The organism is Psychrobacter pocilloporae, from assembly GCF_029872915.1.
GTDB classification, from domain to species: Bacteria; Pseudomonadota; Gammaproteobacteria; order Pseudomonadales; family Moraxellaceae; genus Psychrobacter; species Psychrobacter pacificensis.
The window spans coordinates 1,747,164-1,768,649 of sequence record NZ_PGFT01000001.1 but is presented as its reverse complement, the minus strand read 5'-3'; the positions used below and the strand labels follow the sequence as shown (position 1 = coordinate 1,768,649).

General features: G+C 43.8%; 13 protein-coding genes and 3 pseudogenes. 5 read left to right on the top strand and 11 right to left on the bottom strand.

The window, feature by feature from the left end; genetic code table 11:
• Positions 1-16: 16 nt before the first annotated feature.
• Together CUR83_RS07575 and CUR83_RS07570 are read right to left on the bottom strand one after the other, a co-directional pair.
• Positions 17-244: pseudogene (locus CUR83_RS07575) on the bottom strand (threonine synthase); the annotation flags it as partial.
• Between the two features lie 53 nt (positions 245-297).
• The gene (locus CUR83_RS07570) at positions 298-948 is read right to left on the bottom strand and encodes an IS1595-like element ISPssp3 family transposase (RefSeq protein WP_284719388.1); all 651 of its coding nucleotides are present in this window, start codon (positions 946-948) and stop codon (positions 298-300) included.
• 55 nt (positions 949-1,003) lie between these two features.
• On the opposite strand from CUR83_RS07570, the pseudogene CUR83_RS07565 reads away from it, so the two are divergent.
• Both CUR83_RS07565 and dsbD read left to right on the top strand, forming a co-directional pair.
• Positions 1,004-1,207 (top strand): annotated as a pseudogene (locus CUR83_RS07565) (transposase); the annotation flags it as partial.
• Between the two features lie 113 nt (positions 1,208-1,320).
• Positions 1,321-3,492, top strand: a complete 2,172-nt coding sequence (dsbD, locus tag CUR83_RS07560) for a protein-disulfide reductase DsbD (protein ID WP_093070750.1) — start codon at positions 1,321-1,323, stop codon at positions 3,490-3,492.
• Positions 3,493-3,697: 205 nt separating this feature from the next.
• On the opposite strand, the pseudogene CUR83_RS07555 reads toward dsbD, so the two are convergent.
• A pseudogene (locus tag CUR83_RS07555) lies at positions 3,698-4,579 on the bottom strand (IS982 family transposase).
• A gap of 172 nt (positions 4,580-4,751) precedes the next feature.
• On the opposite strand from CUR83_RS07555, the gene CUR83_RS07550 reads away from it, so the two are divergent.
• The 3 genes from CUR83_RS07550 to CUR83_RS07540 all read left to right on the top strand — a co-directional run bounded on the left by CUR83_RS07550 (position 4,752) and on the right by CUR83_RS07540 (position 7,949).
• Complete coding sequence (locus tag CUR83_RS07550) at positions 4,752-5,585, top strand: cation efflux transmembrane domain-containing protein (protein ID WP_186474716.1); 834 nt, start codon at positions 4,752-4,754, stop codon at positions 5,583-5,585.
• Positions 5,586-6,206: 621 nt separating this feature from the next.
• Entirely contained in the window at positions 6,207-7,061 is an 855-nt protein-coding gene (gene rsmA / locus CUR83_RS07545) for a 16S rRNA (adenine(1518)-N(6)/adenine(1519)-N(6))-dimethyltransferase RsmA (protein WP_071001639.1), read from the top strand.
• A gap of 51 nt (positions 7,062-7,112) precedes the next feature.
• Positions 7,113-7,949 (top strand): symmetrical bis(5'-nucleosyl)-tetraphosphatase, encoded by an 837-nt coding sequence (locus CUR83_RS07540; protein WP_071001638.1) that lies wholly within the window; start codon positions 7,113-7,115, stop codon positions 7,947-7,949.
• 194 nt (positions 7,950-8,143) lie between these two features.
• Here CUR83_RS07540 and CUR83_RS07535 read toward each other — a convergent pair whose 3' ends face one another.
• From CUR83_RS07535 to ahcY, 8 genes are all read right to left on the bottom strand, one after another.
• Positions 8,144-8,779, bottom strand: a complete 636-nt coding sequence (locus CUR83_RS07535) for a BLUF domain-containing protein (protein ID WP_071001637.1) — start codon at positions 8,777-8,779, stop codon at positions 8,144-8,146.
• A 234-nt stretch (positions 8,780-9,013) separates the two neighbouring features.
• The gene (locus CUR83_RS07530) at positions 9,014-11,461 is read right to left on the bottom strand and encodes a site-specific recombinase (RefSeq protein ID WP_071001636.1); all 2,448 of its coding nucleotides are present in this window, start codon (positions 11,459-11,461) and stop codon (positions 9,014-9,016) included.
• Positions 11,462-11,694: 233 nt separating this feature from the next.
• Positions 11,695-13,479, bottom strand: a complete 1,785-nt coding sequence (locus CUR83_RS07525; protein ID WP_212564468.1) for an acyl-CoA dehydrogenase C-terminal domain-containing protein — start codon at positions 13,477-13,479, stop codon at positions 11,695-11,697.
• Positions 13,480-13,808: 329 nt separating this feature from the next.
• Complete coding sequence (locus CUR83_RS07520) at positions 13,809-15,602, bottom strand: acyl-CoA dehydrogenase C-terminal domain-containing protein (protein ID WP_071001634.1); 1,794 nt, start codon at positions 15,600-15,602, stop codon at positions 13,809-13,811.
• Between the two features lie 494 nt (positions 15,603-16,096).
• Entirely contained in the window at positions 16,097-17,809 is a 1,713-nt protein-coding gene (locus CUR83_RS07515; protein WP_071001633.1) for a putative bifunctional diguanylate cyclase/phosphodiesterase, read from the bottom strand.
• Positions 17,810-17,969: 160 nt separating this feature from the next.
• Positions 17,970-18,836, bottom strand: coding sequence for a 16S rRNA (uracil(1498)-N(3))-methyltransferase (locus CUR83_RS07510; RefSeq protein ID WP_071001632.1), 867 nt, complete (start codon positions 18,834-18,836; stop codon positions 17,970-17,972).
• A gap of 297 nt (positions 18,837-19,133) precedes the next feature.
• Entirely contained in the window at positions 19,134-19,982 is an 849-nt protein-coding gene (gene metF, locus CUR83_RS07505; protein ID WP_071001631.1) for a methylenetetrahydrofolate reductase [NAD(P)H], read from the bottom strand.
• A gap of 13 nt (positions 19,983-19,995) precedes the next feature.
• On the bottom strand, positions 19,996-21,420 hold the full coding sequence (ahcY, locus tag CUR83_RS07500; protein ID WP_212564469.1) for an adenosylhomocysteinase: 1,425 nt from the start codon (positions 21,418-21,420) through the stop codon (positions 19,996-19,998).
• Positions 21,421-21,486 lie beyond the last annotated feature (66 nt).

The following is a 21,486-nucleotide window of genomic DNA, read 5'->3' as shown; positions in this document are numbered from 1 at the left end:
AGCAAAGCATGAAAAATTATTTTTCCATATTTGATAGGATTGATGTTCTGACATCATCCAATGTGGCATTGATGGTGAGCATCACGGCATCGGCACATTGTTTGATCGCAGTGTCAGGATCTTTTAGACCATTACCCGTCACTGTGCAAACGATCACCGAACCTTCAGCGATTTTACCTACTTTAATATCACGGATTGCACCGCCGATTGAAGCCGCCGATGCAGGCTCAACGAATACGCCTTTTACTTCTAATACTCTTGGATTAGGTTTGGTCATTTTGGGGCTGTCCTAGATAACTAGTTCAAACCCTGTTTAACCCATTGTTTTAATTGTAGTAATTGCGACTTTGGGTCACTGTGATTAAAACGCCACTCACATTCCTTTAAATAGAGGTGAAAATGCTCTTTTGGGACCCCGTTAAACTTACGTAGATGCCGTTTAGCTTGGTTCCAAAAGTTCTCTATACCATTAATGTGATTCTTGTCATTAACAAAGGTTTTGGAGTGGTTAATACGATAATGAGTAAACTCACTGACATCTAATGCGTTATAGCTTTTAAATGAGTCAGTATAAACAATGCTATCAGGCTTCACTTTTTCTCTTATGATGGGGATCAAAGTATCTGCTTTAGCATTGGGTATAATACAAGCGTAGACCTTATCATTACGCTTTAATAGGCCAAACACGGGCACTTTGCTACCAGCACCTCGCCCTCGCTTGCCTTTACGAGTGCCACCAAAGTATGATTCGTCTACTTCGATTTCGCCTTCAAATAGACCAGGGTCTTGACTATTCTCGTAAATAAGCACTCGTAGCCTATGAAAGTAATAACTGGCTGTGGTTTTATTAACACCAATTAGGCTTGCTGCTGTTCTGGCGGTAGAACCGGCAACAAATAGCTCGATGAGTCTGTTTTGTTTATACCAACTTAGTTTACTCTTTCTCATAGTGCTATCCTAAATAATTTTACTTATCTAGGACAGCCCCTTACTTGAGCCTATGGATGAGGTACTACTCAATCATCGCTCTTTGGTTGAAACGGTGTTTGGGGAGCTTAAAAACTTGTGCCAAATCGAACACTCACGCCATCGTAGTGTCACGGGGTTTATCACAAACTTGCTGTCAGGTTTAATTGCTTATTGCTGGTTTCCCTATAAACCCACCATCAAAAATATGCCTCAGCAGGGACAGGTAGCCACATTGTAAATAGTATCAATGAGTTACAATGTGGCTTATCCCGAACTGGGGTTGTAAATAGACAAGTCCATACAGACAGTGAATTGGTCAATTCGAATATTGGAAATAATAGGTAGCCCTTCATGTCCCTTAAGAGCGCAGAAAAGTCTCCGTCATTAACGCAAAATAAATCGTCGAAAAAATCTTATCTGTTGGCGTTCGCTTTCAGCGCGGGTTCATTATTGACAGGGCTAGCAGCGACTGGGCTGACGGCCGTGCCAGTGGCATCGCAAGCGGCAGGATTGGGCGATTTATTTAGCAGTGATAAAAGCGCGACCCAACCGAAATTTTTGCCCGTTAACGAAGCGTTTCAAGTTAGCAGCAGCAGCAAACCGACCAATAATGGCACGCGCTTAGCCATTAAATTTGACATTACGCCTGAGCACTATGTTTATAAAGACCAAATTAAGCTAACGCTGCCTGCAGGCGTGAGCGCCGCACCTTTTACCTTTAGCCAAAAGCCAGTCTCCATCGACGATCCAACTTTTGGGCAAGTATTGGTATTTGACCAAGCCAATATGGTTGCTACTACCATTTTGAGTAGTAGTAATGGCAAGGCGATAAATAATGCCGCCGTGACGATAGGTTGGCAAGGCTGTGCCAAAGCGGGTCTATGCTATCCACCGGAGAAAATAAAAACCACAGTCAATATTGCTGCTGCGTCACAATCGGCAGCCAATAGTTCAAGTAGCACTGCTACAGGTTCTGCGAGCAATAACAGCAATGCAGAAACTGCGCAAGCCTCTACAGATGGGACAGTTACCAATAGTCTTGCTACAGAGCAAACTACGCCAGATGACGAGGTGATTGATTATGCATTGTTAGATGACGAAGCGTTAGATGCAGAGCTTGGTGCAATCAATACCATCTCTGGAGCCGATGAAGAAGTGGTAGGCGATAATGTCACAAGTGAAGCAGCGAACAATGACGCTGTCATAAATAATGCTGCTGCAACAAGCAATACCGTTGTTGGTGATAACACGATTGATAGCGACCCTTTTGGCTTAGCCTCGCATCCGTGGTTGGCATTGGTGTTATTATTTTTGGCAGGATTAGGCTTGGCATTGACGCCATGCGTATTACCGATGCTACCGATTGTCGCCAATATCGTCGCTCGCCAGCAAAACCCAACAGTTAAAAAAGGTGTCATTTTAACGACCAGCTACGCTATTGGTGTTGCCATCGCTTATGGTATTTTAGGCGCGGTCATTGCGGTATTTGGCGAATCGTTAGGCATTATCGGTTGGCTACAAAATCCGATTATTTTAATTGGGTTTGCCATCGTTTTTGTCTTATTAGCCCTTTATATGTTGGGCGTATTTAGCATTCGTCTGCCGAGATTTATCAGTAGTAAAATGCAGGGTCTAAGCCAAGCGGGGGATAGCAAGCTTGGTAGTACGGGCGGCAGTTTAATTGCGGGATTCTTATCGGCGCTCGTGGTATCGCCTTGTGTTTCGGCACCCTTATTTGGGGCGCTGCTTGCTGTATCAACGATTGGAAGTCCATTACTTGGCTTTGCGGCTTTATTTATGCTCGGTTTTGGTTTATCAGCGCCGCTTATTTTAATCGGCGCGACCCAAGGTAAAATCATGCCAAAAGCGGGTGAGTGGATGAACTGGGTCAAGCAGGGCTTTGCTTTGTTGCTTTTTGCCGTGGCATTGTTATTAATTGAACGCGTCTTTATCTCGCCTGTGATGCTGATGGTTTGGGCGCTGTGGTTTATGGTCGTGGCGATGTGGGCGTGGAGCTGGCTAGGCAAAGGTCGGATGCTGACCCAAGCGCTAGGCTTAATCGCTGGTATTTGGGCGACGTGTTTAATCGTCGGCGCCGCATTGGGCAATGACGACAGCTTGCATCCGCTTGCCTCCCTAACTGCGGTTCCGGTGCTGCAGACAACTGCTGGTCAACCAGCCACCAGTAATGCAACCGATAAGACGGTCACGACGCTGGCTGAGTTAGATGCCATTGTCGCCGCCAATCCTAAAGTGCTGGTCGATGTCACCGCCGAATGGTGTATTGCATGCCGGATTATGGAGAAAAACTTATTTCATAATCGCCCTGCGCAAATGCAAGATTGGCAATTGGTCAGACTTGATATCACGGAGACAACAGCGGATTCAAAAGCAATCTTAGCGCGTTATAAACTATTTGGTCCGCCAGCATTGCTGTATTATCAAGACGGGCAATTGGTCAATCAGCAAGTGGGTGAAATCGGGCGCGCAGCGTTTGAGCAAACCTTAACCGCGCTAAATTAATCGTTTAAATGTAGATAAATTCCACATCATTTCTACCCATTAAAAAGCCAACGTCCTTTGATAATAGGACGTTGGCTTTTTCAATCTTACTAAATAGCCTTTTTAATATAGACGCTAAATCCTTGGTTTAACGTTATTTATTACTATTCATTTAACTACTTAACCCCAGTTCGGGATAAGCCACATTGTAACTCATTGATACTATTTACAATGTTGCTACCTGTCCCTGCTGAGGCATATTTTTGATGGTGGGTTTATAGGGAAACCAGCAATAAGCAATTAAACCTGACAGCAAGTTTGTGATAAACCCCGTGACACTACGATGGCGTGAGTGTTCGATTTGGCACAAGTTTTTAAGCTCTCCAAACACCGTTTCAACCAAAGAGCGATGATTGAGTAGTGCCTCATCCATAGGCTCAAGTAATTGGGGTTTCATATTACGCCGAAGTTTGGTTATCAACGTGGTATCATTGTGTTTTGTGAGCCACTCGTTTAGGGCTTTACTGATATAGCCTCTATCCCCAAACACCTTGCCAAACACAGGCGTTGCCATATCCTTAACAGGCACTCTGTCATCCGTATTACCCGCAGTGACTTTAACAGATACAAGCTCGCCCTTATGATTGATAATGGCGTGTAGCTTAAAGCCATAGAACCAGCCCATGCTGCTTTTGCCTCGGGTTGCAAGTCCCTTAAAGACTTTATGACGGTAGATACGCTTGTTATGACAAACTGCTATCTTGGTTGAATCAATATAGCTGATACCCGTACAGTCGCCCATCATGCTTTGCAAGTAGCTGCACAGTGGCATGATACTGCGCGGCACAAGCTCTATAAATCGCGAGTAGCTCGGCAGATTTGGAAACGCCCGTTTCATCATGCCAAGCATATGGTGGTAGTAAAAAGACTTAAACTGTCGATACCGCAGTTGATGAAACAGTACCAAGATGGTCATCATTTCTGCTACACTTATCTGGCATGCTCTTAACCTTTGGTGTCCCGTTGCGATTAAATGAGCGTCAAACTCAGGTTTGAATTGCTAATAAAAGTCGTCAATATGGCAGTAGAGTTCGGTTAGGTTGTCCATGTAAGAAGTCCTTGTTGTGAAGTTTGTCTTGGTAAACTCACTTTAGCAACTTCGGACTTCTTTTTTTATCTTTTTTTTGAGCGCTTATCCCGAACTGGGGTTATTTATCAATTTCTCAGCCTGTTTTTTTTCAGCCTACTTTTTGAACCACCACCCGGATATAAATGTAACTATGAATAAAACAACTTTTAAAATATCGAAGATGGACTGCCCTTCGGAGGAAAACCTAATCCGAATGAAATTAGAGGGCCACTCGAATATTGAACATCTTGAGTTCGACATTCCTAACCGTCAATTAACTGTGTTTCATCATGACAATATAGAAGGGATAGAGACTGCTATTCATGACCTAAAATTAGGAGACACCCTACTCTCGACCGAAACCATTGACCCCTCTGATCCCAACAATAATTTTAAAATTGATGCTGACTCTAGTCACAAAAAAGATGCTGAGCAAAGAAAGCTACTATGGATAGTGCTGGTCATTAACTTTGCTTTCTTTATTATTGAAATGAGCACGGGACTGATTTCTCGTTCGATGGGGTTGGTCGCCGACAGCTTAGATATGTTAGCAGATAGCTTCGTGTACGGAATTAGCTTATTTGCGGTCGGTGGAACGGTCATTAAGAAAAAACGGATTGCTAGAATTGCCGGATATTTTCAAATTACGCTAGCGATTCTTGGTTTTTTAGAAGTACTAAGACGTTTCTTTGGCAATGAGCAGTTACCTGACTTTTCTACCATGATAGTCATATCGATTCTTGCGCTAATTGCAAACTTGATTTGCCTCTATTTACTACAAAAATCGAAAAGCAAAGAAGAAGAAGCCCATATGCAAGCCAGTATGATTTTCACTTCAAACGATGTGATTATCAATTTAGGGGTAATTGTTGCAGGGATTTTGGTTAATTGGTTACACTCTAGTACGCCTGATTTGATTATTGGTAGCATCGTATTTGCTGTAGTTATTCAGGGCGCCTTTAGAATATTGAAGTTGAGTAAGTAGCCAAGCCTAATAACTGAAGCAAATAGCTCAAGTAAGTAGCTTAATTAAACCGCTAAGTGTAAAGTAACTGGGTTTGAAGCAAATAAACATCATAAGGATATGAGACCTCAAGCAATGATTGAACAAACTTTAAATCTAGTCACCACCAAAGACCATCAGCAAGTTGCCGTTTGGCGAATAATAGATGATGAAGTCTTTGATAAGAATCTGGGAGACCTTCCTAAATTTTGTGTAAGTATTTAATCTAAACGTCAGTTACACAGAATCTGGGATGGTCTCTTCAAGTCCTCACTAGCGCACCGATCATAGATAGAATATCTATGGTAAGTACATCATGAAGTACACTGTGGCTATCTCAGCAAGTTGAAACCTTAATACCATTAGCTCACAGCCAAAGATTCAAGTCCTCACTAGGGTACCATCCTTATTCCCATTATGGGTCTTATGCTAGATGGTTCGAGAACAAAAAAGTGCCATGTCGGTTGTGATACATTTTAGATGACTTATAGATAAACTACCTCAAAAACACAGCCTAATTATGAGCTGTGTTATAATTTGCCATTATAACACCAGCACATTGCTATCATCTCTCATTTATCTTTTATCCATTAAGACTCTCTTATGTCCAACTCTACATTTGATGCTCAAGCCATTTCTAACAGTTTACGTACAGCCAAGCACCAACCGCGTAAGCGCTTTGGTCAAAACTTCTTGCATGATACCAGCGTCATTCGCGAAATCGTGGAAAGCATTCGTCTCGAGCGCGATGACAATTTGATTGAGATTGGGCCTGGTATGGGCGCATTGACCGAGCCTTTATTGGCAGAAGTAGATGCGATGACAGTCGTAGAGTTGGATCGCGATTTGGCAGACAGCTTGCGCATTCGTATTGGTGCCAATAGCCATCCAAATTTTACGATTATTAAAGATAACGCCATGCATGTGGACTATCGTGAGCTTTACAGCGAGGAGCGCGGTAAGCTACGTGTCGTCGGGAACTTACCATATAACATCTCAACGCCTATTTTGTTTCATTTGCTTGAGTTTGCTGATGTCATTCAAGACATGCACTTTATGCTACAAAAAGAAGTGGTTGAGCGCATCACAGCCGACGTTGGTAGCAAAACTTACGGTCGTCTGTCTGTGATTATGCAGTATTACTGTGATACAGATTATTTGCTGACTGTGCCTCGCGGCGCTTTTAATCCACCGCCCAAAGTCACCAGTGCCGTTTTTCGCCTAACGCCGCATATTGACAAACCGATAGTAGCAGAGGATGAAGAGTATTTTGCCATTGTGGTACGTGAGACCTTTAACCATCGTCGCAAGACGCTTCGCGCTATCTTCAAAAAATCAACCTTGCTGCCGACGCTGAGTGAGGATGATTTTGCCGCTTGCGGTATCGACCCACAGGCACGTCCTGAGACGTTGAGCGTTACAGATTTTGTCAATCTAAGCAATCAGGCTCGTCAATAGACGTTTAATGTAAATAATGACCAATTATTATATAAAAATCATAGAGGGATTATGAGTTTTCGCCATCAATATGTCATTGGTGACCTACAAGGTTGCCACGCGGCTTATCTACAATTACTAAAGACATTAGATTTTGATCCTAATCAAGACAAGTTATGGTTCGCCGGTGATTTGGTAGCGCGTGGTGAGGACTCATTAAATACCTTACGCGACGTCAAAGCGTTGTGTGAGCAGGGCGCTGCAGCAACGGTATTAGGCAATCATGATATCAATTTAATTGCAGTCTGGCGCGGCGCTGCAAAACTCAAGAGCAAAGACAAAACTGCGCCAATTTTTGCAGCGGATGACTGTGATGAATTGCTTGAGTGGTTACGCAGGCAGCCGATATTGGCGTATCCAGATGAGCATACGGTGTTGGTACATGCAGGGATTCCACCACATTGGAGTATTGAGGCAGCAGCAACATATGCAAAAGAGCTAGAATCGCAGCTGCAAGGGAGCTTAGAGCAGCTTGATGAACTACTGCCAAATCTCTATAGTAAAAAAGCCGATAAATGGCATTCAGGTATTGAAGGCTTTACCAGAATGCGAGCAATCGCCAATTACTTTACTCGTATGCGCCTGTGTCAGCAGGATGGTTTGCTTGAGTTTGATTTTAATGCTGGGCTAGATGAGCCTATGCCAACCGATTTTTTACCATGGTTTGAGTGGCAAGTACCGCGCACGCGTAAGATACTATTTGGTCATTGGGCCGCGCTACAAGGCGAGATTGATTTACCACATGCGCGTGCACTCGATGGTGGGTGTGTATGGGGCAACTGTCTGTTGGCGTATCGTCTCAGCGACGGCAAGGTAATAGCCTCAAGTGCACAGTGCCCGAGTTCATAACGTAGGCTACAAATACCCGGACTACAAATACCTTAGTATAAAAGCCTAAATAATCTTTTTAAATAGGTCCGCAAAAGCCGTCTGTTTCAAGTGGGCTATTGATTAATTAACAGCCCTGTTTTGATGGTTCTACTGAGATATACTCAGATGATTGAGTTATGCTCAAATGATTCATAAGGTGTCTAACTGAGTCATTAAGGAATAACGTCGTACCTGAATAATAGGACAGCGGCGGTTGACGCGACCAGTAGCCCAAGAAATATAAATAATAAGATATTATCTTGAGTTAACTTTTCTTCAAGCTCAGAGTAACCTAAGTCATCAAAGGTGATGTAGTTTGTGTCATGACTGATGTTAGAGTATTCGAACTTCCTCACACATTCAATAAAGTATTCAATAAACCAGTATGGCCAGTGTTCTGGTTTGAATGGTGAGATCTCTCCTAACTGCGCATGATCAGACAGTCTATGCCAATTGCTGGCGCTTAAGTTAAGACTGTGCATACGCCAATCTTCAAAGCGGCATTGACTGACCTGCTCAACAGCAACGACGTCTACTTTTTTATGGTTCCTATCTTTAAATATTCTTTGCATAAGAGAAAATACAACGTCTTTTGCGCCTTCTAAGCATTGAAGGAAGCTTTTTTCATCATTGCATAGAAAACCTGCAATTTTATTATTTTTATTGTAGACATGCGAGTGTCTTTGGATATGCTCAAATACAGATCTATCGGTGGTATTAACTCTACTAACATAGATGAGTCTTACAAGGGAGGTTGATGCAACGTCCTTCATAGATTCTTCCAGTTTGCTATGGCTGGCTATATTCATTCTTGTCCTTGTTTAGTGATCTATCCCAATATCTTATTGAGCCCGCTCTTCATTATTTTAGATGATTTTTGAATCCTAAGTTTGTTGAGCTGTGCGAGAGTTTTGCTTCTACGTCCATATTTTCAAGATTAAGGGGTAAAAGCTTTAGCTAAGTTGTGTGAGTGTTTCAGGCCTTGTACCAAATAGTTTTAATCTCAATAATTCACCAAGCATAAAGCCGCCCAAGCGAGCCTTTTAATCAGGCAGCTTTGGCGGCTTTTTAGGTTTTGGCAAAGGTGTTTTGGCATCGACAGTAGACTTGCCGTCAGCATCCGCATGATTTGACTTGTGACCAACAGTATCCTCATTATCGATGGTATTGAGCGTCTTGGTGACTTTGTCATATTGGATATCGTCGGTATAAGGCGTGCTATTTAGCTCTTCATCTGCCAGACCATCATCAAGATTGACAACCTTCTTAGGAGAGTTGTGAGGTTGGGTGTGATCGCCTTGTGGTTGACTGTCATAGTATATGTCTGTACTCGCTTCCGCGTTTTGCGCTACTGCTTGCTTAGACTCGGGTAATATTCTGACATCAGACAATCGGCGTACCACATAATTGCTTGGTATGGCTTTTCCATTTTTTTGTGCTGAAGTGTCATCAAATATCATGTGACCTTGACTATCGATTCGTGCATATTTCATTGGCTTGTCGCGTGGCCAGAAAAAGTCAGAAGGATGGCTAATGATATGTCCAAAAACTAGCTTTGTGAGACGACTCCATTCAAAGAAACGCACTTCTTTTGAACGTAAAGCAACAAATAACGCCAGCGAAAAACTGACTATCAAGTTGACCATACCAATAAGCGCCACACCCAATATAGAAATCAGAATGAGGCTCCAGCTGATGTCATCAGCAGATATATTGAACAATCCGTGTGCCAAGTTCGCTGATGCAAAAGCAATGTGGCGAATATCAATTGGTAAGCCGAATATGTAGCCGATGGTTGCTGTACTACCTAAGAAAACCCCGAATAAAAAGTTACCCATGATAGCGCCCAAGTTCGCTTCTATAAAGCCGCCTAAGCGCTTAAGCCATGATACAGGCAGTATATATTGTAGTAGTTTATGGCGTTGAATACGCGCACCTACTTTGTTATAGACCGCTAAATTGTCGTAATAACCGGCGATCAAACCCGCTAAGAACAAATATACGCCAGCGATAGCCGCATGAGGAAGCGCTAATGAGTGAAATGGATCCAAGTCATGGAGTAGATGACCTGCTTTTTCGGTACCAATCATCGGTGCGCCTGTGTACTGTAACCAAGCAAAAGAGATGATAAGTGCAACGGGTATCGCTAACATAACGTTGCCCATGATAGCGATGAACTGAGTACGTAAAATATCAACGACCAACTCTGATAGCTTATTTAGCTGATGAGACTTCTTGCCAGAGCCTTCAGATATAGTAGAAGCAATAGCAGCAGCGGTCATGGCTGGTTGCTTGGTAGCGACCGTTCCGCGAATCACGTGAATGAACACAAAGCCCAAGCCATAAATCATACTGTTAATAAATGCTCGACCCATCGGTGCGAGCGCCAATTGGTAAGCCAGTATTTTTATGGTGGCCATAAAGGCAATGACAAAACCGCCAATAGAGGCCTTTTTGAGCATCTTTTGATAGCCAGTCTTATCGGTGCTGATATAGTGTTCACCCACGCGACTGGCATTTTCAGTGACTTTACGTGACAGCAGTTTTGTGTTGTTATCAATCAAATGGCCAATGCTATAGCGGCGATTGGTAGTGGTGATCAGGGTCTGGATCAACTCAATGACGGCGCGATCTCTTCTTTGATTGTCGTCTGTGACAAGTTCTGTCAAGATACGCATGCGCTGCAAGCTTTGATCTAAGCGCAGCATCATATTGGTCAAACGAATAGAAATACCTGTTTTGTAGATCCGTTTGCGGATAGTCGCAACGATATCTTCGCATTGCTCAATCATAACCAGCAATGGCGCTGGATCAACGGCTTGCTCTGGGGTAATGTCGGTTAAGGTATCAAGCTCGTGCGCTTGTCTATATTGATTAACAAAGAGCACCGCTTCTTGGTTTTGAGCAACAAAAGAAGCAGAGTAGTTGAGCATCTGCGGATAAGAATCCATCAAATCAGGATGTAAGCCAAGACCGCTGATGCGATAAGACAAAATAATAATCGCATTCAAAATACTGTTCTTTGCTGTAGCAACCAAGTCTAGGTGTTTTTCTTCCACCCTCAGAAGCTGCACGAGTTCGTCCCATTTTTTTGTCTCAATATTGGCAAGCCAGCGCTCATCAGTACGCTTATCAAACAAGTAACCAACCAGTTCAACGACGGAGTCATCTTGAGGGAGTATCGGCAAAAACCGATGTCCGACCAATCGTCTTAAGCTATTAAAGAATCCTTGATCCGACATAATACCTGTATCGGTATATAGCGAGATTTGACGATATTGGATAATCAATTTCAGGACAAAGCTAGAGAGTCCATCGCCGTATTCTGGATGTTGATGGAGAATATCAATAAGGGTTTGAATGTTTTGGTTGGCTAAAGCAGGTTCTTTGTCGCTGACTCGTAGTTCATCGATCAAGCGTTTGAGCACCGCAGGATCGGGCACATCACTTAGGGCTGTAATCTGTTGTAATATGCGTTTTAATTCTGACACGTCGCACCCTTTATTGTGGTTGTTTCAATCGTTTTTATTATTTAACACTGTGCATGATATTGTTAGGAATCATGGCTTTTTATGGCACTTAAGTGACACCTTATCTTGCGCTATTTTAATCGTAACCACGCATCGATAGTGAATTATTTTGTTAGCAGTTATTTTGCCAAAAAAAAGGACAGTCATTGAACTGTCCTTTTTTCATGGTTTTATCGGGTCTTCATAATGAGCATTTAGCTGGCTGGTACATCAAAGTAGTCAAGATCAAAGTTCATCATCGGGTCACTACCAGCTTTGACCATCTGTGCATGCGCATTGATACGTGGCAAGATACGGCCAACGAAATAATCAGCAAGCTTGGCTTTGTTGGTGTAGAACTCACCCTCTTTGCCATTGGCGGCCTCGACCATCAACGCAAACATGTATGAGTAAGCAAGGTAGCCAAACGCATGCATGTAGTCAACCGCGCAGCCATTGATTTCGTTTTTGCGTTCGCCAATATTGTTCAGCACCGTTGTGGTGAGCTCTTCAATCGTATCCGCTGCATCTAAAGTAGCTTGTTTGATACCATGATCCGCTTGCATATTGTTAACAAAATCACGAATCTCACCCAAGAAATGGGTGACATATTTGCCGTTATTTTTTGCCACTTTACGGCCTAACAGATCAAGTGCCTGAATACCGTTGGTGCCTTCATAAATCTGCGCAATACGAGTATCACGAACGATTTGCTCCATACCCCATTCGCGGATATAACCATGACCGCCAAATACTTGCTGGCAATCAACCGTGGCTTCTAGTGCTTTGTCGGTTAAGAAGGCTTTGGCAACTGGCGTCAGTAGGGCAACGCGCGCCGCCGCGGCTTGAGCGGCCTCTGGGTCAGTACTAAACTTTTCTTCGTCAAGGTTTTTGGCGACATACATGGCAAAGCAGCGTGACGCTTCGGTGTTGGCTTTGGCATTTAGCAGCATGCGGCGCACATCAGCATGGTGGATGATGGCATCGGCAGGTTTTTCTGGGCTTTGGATTTGAGTGTCACTGCGACCCTGACCACGGTCATTGGCGTATAATGCTGCGTTTTGATAAGCCAGCTCAGAGCCACCAAGACCTTGCAGACCCATGGTCACACGCTCATAGTTCATCATAATAAACATAGAAGATAATCCGGTGTTTTCTGCGCCAACCATCCAGCCTTTGGCGTTATCAAAGTTCATCACGCAAGTGGCAGACGCTTTGATACCCATTTTGTGCTCGATAGAGCCAACCGCCAAGGTGTTGCGCTCGCCCAAGCTACCATCTTCATTGACCAAGAATTTTGGCACGACAAACAATGAAATGCCTTTTGAGCCTTCTGGCGCATTGGGGGTTTTTGCCAATACCAAATGAATGATATTGTCAGTGAGGTCATGCTCACCACCAGTGATAAAGATTTTGGTACCAGAGATATTATAGCTACCATCATCGTTTGGCACGGCTTTGGTTTTGATGATACCGAGGTCAGTACCCGCATGCGGCTCTGTCAAGCACATGGTACCAGACCATTCACCGTTATACATTTTTTCTAAGTAAGTCTGTTTTTGTTCTTCAGAGGCAGCGGCATTCAGACACAGCGTTGCACCGACGGTTAGGTTAGGGTATAGGGCAAACGATTGGTTGGCCGTAAAAACCATCTCTTCGGTGAGCATGGTAACCATTTTCGGGAAGCCTTGACCGCCGTATTCAGCGTTACCGCTTAAGCCAACCCAGCCTGATTCAGCATACTGTTTGTACGCGTCTTTAAAACCTGTTGGCGTAGTAACAACGCCGTCACCCTCAAAGGTTGCACCTTCTTCGTCACCGCTACGGTTGATAGGCAACAAAACGTTTTTTGACAGTTTTGCCATTTCTTCTAAAATCATATCGACGGTTTCGGTATCGACATGAGCTAGGTTTTCGTTATTTTGCCAAAATTGTGGCGCTTTAAATACATCATTTAATATAAAACGCATGTCATTAAGAGGGGCGTTATAAACAGCCATAAACATTCCTTTGGTTTAAATAGATAAAATTGGAGTTGTTAAGATTATCAACTGTTCTCTTGATGTAACCTTAGCGATTCATGTTCAAAGTTTAACAAATAAGCTTGTAGGCGGGTGTATTTCTTCGTGAATTGTGCGTGCACCAAAAGTTAGCAGCCACTATTGCAGTCATTGAGTAGGTTTTGGACAGAGCAACTACTTATAAAAAGCACGCGACTGGTTGCTATCAACGATCATAATCAGCATAGTAAGACCCATACCAAAAAAATCGGCAACACAGCTTGGTATGTTGCCGATAAAAATACGATATGAGAGGGATTTGGGGCTAATTAAAAAGCAAACTGGTCTACATCCATGCTCATGTATGGCTCAACGCCTGTGCTGATACGCTGTACATAGGTCGTGGTGCGTGGTAGTAGTTTAGTGAAATAGAACTGAGCCGTTTTAACCTTGGCATCATAGAATGCTTTTTCACCAGTGCCGTCGGCAATAGCGGTTTGAGCAACCAATGCCATACGCGCCCATAAATAAGCCAAAGTTACATAACCACTAAAGTACATGTAATCAACCGCGGCAGCGCCAACAGCGTCTGGGTTTTCGGTGGCTTGCATGCCAATACGTGATGTTAGATCACCCCATTCTTTGACATGTTTGGCAAGCGGGCGGATGAACTGACCCATCTCGTCATTGTCTTTGTGCTCTTGGCAGAACGTCTGGATAATTTTGACAAAGTTTGCAAGTAGTTTGCCTTGCGAGCCCAGCACTTTACGTCCAAGAAGATCAAGAGCTTGGATCTCAGTGGTGCCTTCGTATAGGCAAGCAATACGGGTATCACGGACGTTTTGCTCCATGCCCCATTCACTGATAAAGCCATGACCACCATACACTTGGACGCCGTGATTGGCAGCTTCGAGCCCCGTTTCAGTCAAGAAAGCTTTAGCAATCGGTGTCAATAGTGACAGCATTTGGTCAGCAAACTTCAGGTCATCGCCTTCGCCTTTGGCAACGGTATCGGCAAAGTGTGAGAGGTAATAAACCAATGCGCGACCACCTTCGGCAAAGGCTTTTTCGGTCAACAGCATGTTGCGAACGGCTGGATGAACGATGATTGGGTCAGCGACTTTTTCTGGCGCTTTGGCACCTGATAGTGAGCGCATCGCTAGGCGGTCTTTTGCGTAAGTCAATGAGCCTTGGAACGCGTACTCTGCTGCAGTCAAACCTTGAACTGCTGTACCGATACGAGCGACGTTCATAAAGGTAAACATGCACTGTAAACCGCGGTTTTCTGGGCCAATCAAGTAGCCTTTTGCACCATCAAAGTTCATCACGCAAGTCGCTGAGGCTTTGATACCCATTTTGTGCTCAATAGAGCCACAGACGACGTTGTTGTTTTCGCCAAGGCTGTTGTCTTCATTGACCAACACTTTAGGTACGATAAACAGTGAGATGCCTTTGGTGCCAGCAGGCGCGCCTGGTAGACGGGCTAGAACGATATGAATGATGTTGTCGGTGAGGTCGTGCTCGCCTGCTGAGATGAAGATTTTTTGACCGGTGATGCTATAAGTACCGTCATCATTTGGCTCAGCTTTGGTACGGATAATACCCAAGTCAGAGCCTGCGTGGGCTTCTGTCAAGCACATGGTGCCTGACCATTCGCCGGTGACCATTTTTTCTAGGTAAGTTTGTTTTTGCTCATCAGTGCCATGGTGCTCGATGGTTTGAATTGCGCCATGCGATAGGCCAGGATACATAGAAAATGACCAGTTAGCCGTACCGACCATCTCATTGATGACCGTTGATAGTGAGAACGGCATGTTTTGACCACCAAACTCTTCTTCAGCAGATAAAGCAGGGAAGCCAAGCTCACAGTACTGCTTATAAGCTTCTTTAAAGCCTTTTGGCGTGGTGACCTTACCATTGTCAAACTTACAGCCTTCTGCATCGCCGCTTTGGTTCAGTGGTGACAACTCGTTTTCAGCAAAGCTTGCAGCCATTTCAAATAGGCTGTCCATTAGCTCGCGGTCAGCTTCTTGGAACGCTGGTAATGTTTTGTAGTGGCTTTCACTATCGAGTAGTTCATGCATCACGAACTGAATATCACGTAAGGGCGCTTTGTATTGCATAACTTCCTGTCCTTTTTAGAATGTAACCGATCATAGCCAACAATGAGCATATGGCCGCACTATCCTCTAGTGCGTTATTCTTACCTAGCCAGTCTGGAAATCTAAATAAATGATAAACAGTGAAGCAGGTCAACCATGCTATCGATTACATAAAATAGTGTTGAAAAGAGTGGTGATTGTCAGAGTCAAAGAAAGATTAAATGTGCTCTAACAAATTCACTATAAAAGATAGGCTTTCATTAGCGATTATACAAGTTTGGTGAAAGCACTGATAAGTCATGAACCTGTCTTGCATCGATTGTGCAATCAACGTTAGGCCTCAATCTGAATCATTAATAACCCTATGAAACATTGACCGATATACAATAGGACAGATCAAAGATTCAGAGTTATATCAGCCAATTTTCATCATAAAAATAACGTTCACATAAAGAAAAACCGCTTTAGAGTCAAAGTCGCCAATAAACGGTTTTATGATACCCAGAAAACAAGAGCTATTCGGTGGCATACTGTTTGACCAGCATCTCAGTGGCCACATCAGCGGGCACAGGTTTGCCAAACCAATAGCCTTGTCCATTTTTGCAGCCCATATCGAGCAACACATCGCGCTGCTGTTCGGTTTCTATACCTTCTGCCACCACATGCATGTTTAGAGCATCTGCCAAGTCTAGAATGGCTTTTACAATGGCATGCTGAGTACGGTCGGTATCAATTTTTGAGATAAAACTTTTATCAATTTTGATAAAGTCAAAGGGGTAGTCTTGCAGATAACTCAAGGATGCATAGCCCGTACCAAAATCATCTAAGGCAAGACGGACGCCCAATTCTTTGAGAGAGTTGAGTTGTTTTCTGACATCATCATGGCGCTGAATCAAAGAGGATTCAGTCACTTCGATATGCAACTGACACGCCGCAATATTGTGCTCTACCAATAGGCCGCTCACCATGTCAAAAAATTCAGGATGACTAAATTCGGCCGCATCGGCATTGATGCAGATATGCTGACAAAACCCTTGCTGTTGCCATTCAGATAACTGCTTGGCAATCTTGTTAGCCATCTGTGAAAACAGCTCAAACGAGAGCTTATGGGTCAAAATAGCATCGATAAAATGTTTTGGTTTTAGTAGACCGCGAGTGGGATGTTGCCAGCGAACTAGGGCTTCAAACCCTGTGATAATCCCCGTATCCAATAAGAATTTTGGTTGATAATACGGTATGAACTGTCCTTCAGCCGATGCTGCTCTCAGATCGGCTTCTAACTGTAGGCTACCTGAAGTGGCTTCCTCAATCGTTTTGTCATACCAACGGATATCATCGCCGCCGTGTTGTTTGACATACTGTAAGGCTTTTTCTGCTTTGCTCAACAGTCCTGTTACCTGAGCATCATTTTTGGGAAAGTAACTGACGCCTACAGAAATATGGCAGTAGATATTTGAATTTGTGGCCGCGTTTCCATTCATTGTGAAGGGTATCTCGCACATCTGCATGAGCGTATCTAATTGATGACGTACCATATTGCCATCTTGACACTCAAACAATAACGCAAAGTCATCCCCGCCAAAGTGGGAAAAGCAGCGTAAATGCTCTAAATGGAGCTCTTTGATACGTTTCACAAACTTCTGTATTAAAGTGTTTATTCCCTCAGATCCCAGCAAGCTTGCCAGATTGCGATAGCGGTCTATATTGAGACGTACAATCACAACTTCTTGATAGGTGTCTAATAAAACGTCACTGGCCTGACTCAAAAACACTTTGCGATTGGGCAATCCAGTGAGTTGATCGTAGTTGAGTAAATGAGCAACCTGCTTTTTGTCTTTAACGACGGCAGACATGTCACGTAGCATACCTACATGAAACACCGTTTGGTCGATACAAATTTTACGATAGGTGATTTGGCAATCGATCGTCTCACCATAGCGATTGGCCATGGAAAAATCCAACTTGTAGAAACCTGACTCTCTTAAATTATCCTTAATCTCTTTTAGGATAAGCTGCTCTTCTTCTGACAAAAATTCAGCCGCGTAAATACCGAGTGGACGACCGACCAAAAAGGATTCTTTATAGCCAATCATAAGCTCATAGCTGGCATTGACAGATAGATAGCGTAAATTACTGTCTAGCACAAAAATAGCATCTTCGATCTGCTCACACAGTTGGGCCATGAGTCGCTGTTTAATCGATACTGGAATGGGGTCAAAGTTGCTCATAATAATGTTTCACAAAAAATAAAGGCTTATAAAAAATAAGTACTGTGATTCAATTTACTAAATTAAAACTAAGATCACTTTTGATTCTACAGAGTATAAAACAAAAGTTCTATTTTAAAGTGTCTATAAATGATAGTAAATCTCATTAATAATACTGATTTTAACCATACAAAGCGAGTAAAGTAGTCAATGCAACCACGGGTGCTGTCTCTGTACGTAATACCCTACTGCCAATTTGCCAAGGCATAAAACCTACAGATTCGGCTTTTTGACATTCATCGTCACTGAGACCTCCTTCAGGACCAATCAATAGTTCAATATAGGGAGACTCTTGCTTGAGAACTGAGGCCAGTTTCTCGGGTTTTGCAGGTTGTCCTGCTGCTGGCACACTCATCTGCATACGTAGATTTGCAGCGCTACGTAGCACTTGATAATAAGTGTCTTGGCTGAGTATAGAGACGATAGGACTGACCAATGTTGCTGTATTCAACGCATCAGACGCAGGTTGATTCAGCCATTCATTGATAGATAGTGGGGCAAGTATCAGAGGTGGGCGATTCAGGCCGCATTGCTCGCAGGCTGCTATAGCGACTTGTTGCCAGTGAGCCAGTTTTTTCTCGATTTGTGCAGGTTTCAGATTGACCTCGCCATGATGACTACTAAGCAGTTGAATAGCCGTGACGCCAAGCTCGGTTGCTTTTTGTACCGCATAATCCATACGCTCGCCGCGACTCATTACTAAGCCGATTTTACTAATAATAGGCGCCGTACGATCATCCTTTAGATGAGTGAGGAGGGTAGCCGTCGCGTTTTTTTTACTGATTGCTTTTAGCTCTACTTTATATTCACCACCAAATCCATCGAACAAGATACCTTGATCACCGATATTTGCACGCAGCACTCGGCACCAATGATGGACGATGCTGTCTGGCAACTCAACGTGGCTCCCTAGAGGTAGGTCACCCAACTTAGGTAAAGGCATAGCATCAATATTGTCGTTATTAATGGCATAAAAAAAACGTCGCACTTGGTCTTATTCCTATTATTTGATTGTGAGTGGTTATTATTGACCCAATAGAATATCACTTGATGCCACGAAAGGCATTCCTTTTATGATACTTACTGCCAGATAACAGCGCTCAACGGATAAACGACATTATCATATAGTCAGAAAAATTTAAGAAATACATTAAGATGAAATGTGTTTTTTGATACATGAATGTCCAGTAGATAAAATTTTCCAATAAAAAAACTGGCACTCCGAAGAGCGCCAGTTAGTTATAAATTCATTATATACTTGTTTAATTATCAAGATTATCAAGTATTAAACAGTAAGTCCTAATGCTTCAACCAAGCGTTTATTTGGCTCAACTTTGTTCATGCTATAAAAATGCATGGCTGGCACGCCTTCGCTCATTAAGCGCTCACATAAGCGATACACCACATCAAAACCAAACTCGCGAATAGATTTGCTGTCATCGCCAAAATCCGCCAATTGCTTGCGCACATAACGCGGAATATCAGCGCCGCAGCTATCAGCAAAGCGTATCAGGTTACTAGAGTTGGTGATCGGCATGATGCCAGCTACCAATGGCTGGGCAATGGTATCGATACCGCGTTTTTCTAACGTGTCACGCAAATACAGATAGCTGTCTGCATTGTAGAAAAACTGCGTAATTGATGCATTGGCACCAGCGCGGTACTTATTCACCAAGTTGTCAACATCAAACTCAAAGCTACGCGCTTGTGGATGCATCTCAGGATAGGCCGCCACTTCGATATGGAAGTGATCGCCTGAGTACTCACGAATGAACTTGACCAAATCTACTGCAAATGGCAGCTCACCCATACCCACCTGACCGGATGGCAAATCGCCACGTAGTGCGACAAGACGTCTGATGCCTAGGCTTTTATAAAACTCAAGTAACTCAGCGATTTGCGCTTTGTCATCGCCGATACAAGACATATGCGGCGCAATTTCAGTCTCACTGCGCGCACTTAGTGCTTGTACGATGTCTAAGGTACGGCTACGAGTTGACCCGCCCGCACCGTAGGTCACCGAAAAATACGCCGGTGACAACTTATTTAGCTCATCATAAGTGCTAAGAAGCTTTTCGTGACCTTGCTCAGTTTTTGCAGGAAAGAACTCAAAGGAGAAAGCAGGCTTACTCACAGTCAGGCTCCTTTTAGTATTTATAAGTGTCAGGTTTGAATGGACCTTCGACAGGCACACCCAAATATTCAGCTTGCTTTTGGGTCAGCTTAGTCAATGTACCGTTAAAGCCTGCAACCATAGCAGCGGCCACTTCTTCGTCCAACTTCTTAGGCAATACTTTTACGTATAAGTTATCAAAGCGCTCATCAGTCGGCAGATCAGCGAACTTTTCTTCGAACAGATACATTTGAGCCAATACTTGGTTGGCAAATGAGCCGTCCATGACGCGTGATGGGTGACCAGTAGCATTACCTAAGTTCACTAGACGACCTTCAGCAAGCAAGATCAAATAATCGTTTTCATCGTCTGAGCGGAATACTTGATGCACCTGTGGCTTGATCTCAACCCAGCGCCAGTTATCACGCATAAACTGAGTATCAATCTCGGTATCAAAGTGACCAATGTTACATACAACCGCACCAGGCTTAAGGGCAGCTAGCATATGACGGTCACAAACGTGATAGTTGCCAGTCGTGGTGACGATCAAGTCTGTGTCTTCAAGCAAGCGTTTATTGATATTGTCCGCGCTGCCAGTGTTGTCACCGTCGATGTATGGTGATAATACTTCGAAGCCATCCATACATGCCTGCATGGCACAGATAGGATCCACTTCTGAGACACGGACGATCATGCCTTCTTGGCGTAGGCTTTGGGTTGAGCCTTTGCCCACATCGCCGTAACCGATAACCAAAGCGCGGCGGCCAGCAAGGAACATATCGGTAGCACGTTTGATAGCATCGTTTAAGCTATGACGGCAACCGTATTTGTTGTCATTTTTAGACTTGGTAACTGCATCGTTGACGTTGATGGCAGGCACCTTTAATGTACCTTTATTCAACATCTCAACCAAACGGTGTACACCAGTGGTGGTCTCTTCTGAGATACCATGGATGTTGTCAAGAAGCTCAGCATACTCATCATGAATCAAAGCAGTCAAATCACCGCCATCATCTAAGATTAAGTTGGCATCCCACAGCTGACCTGAGGCTTCGCCGCCAACGTGTACTTGCTGACGCAAGCACCATTCGTACTCTTCTTCTGTTTCGCCTTTCCACGCATAAACAGGGATGCCAGCAGCAGCAATCGCAGCAGCAGCATGGTCTTGGGTCGAAAAGATATTACATGAGGTCCAGCGGACTTCCGCACCTAGTGCGACTAGTGTCTCGATGAGGACAGCAGTCTGAATAGTCATGTGGATACAGCCAGCGATTTTCGCGCCTTTTAGCGGCTGGTCTGCTTCGTAGCGACGACGCAAGCCCATTAGGGCAGGCATTTCAGCTTCGGCAAGGGTAATTTCACGGCGGCCATAATCAGCAAGGCTGATGTCAGCGACTTTATAGTCAGTAAAAGAGGGATCGATCGTATGGGCAGAGGGTGTAGTAGACACTGCGTCCATAATATGCTCCTATCAGTGGTTAACGAATGATAAAAAGAATAAAAACGCAGGTGCCGTTGTTTGCGC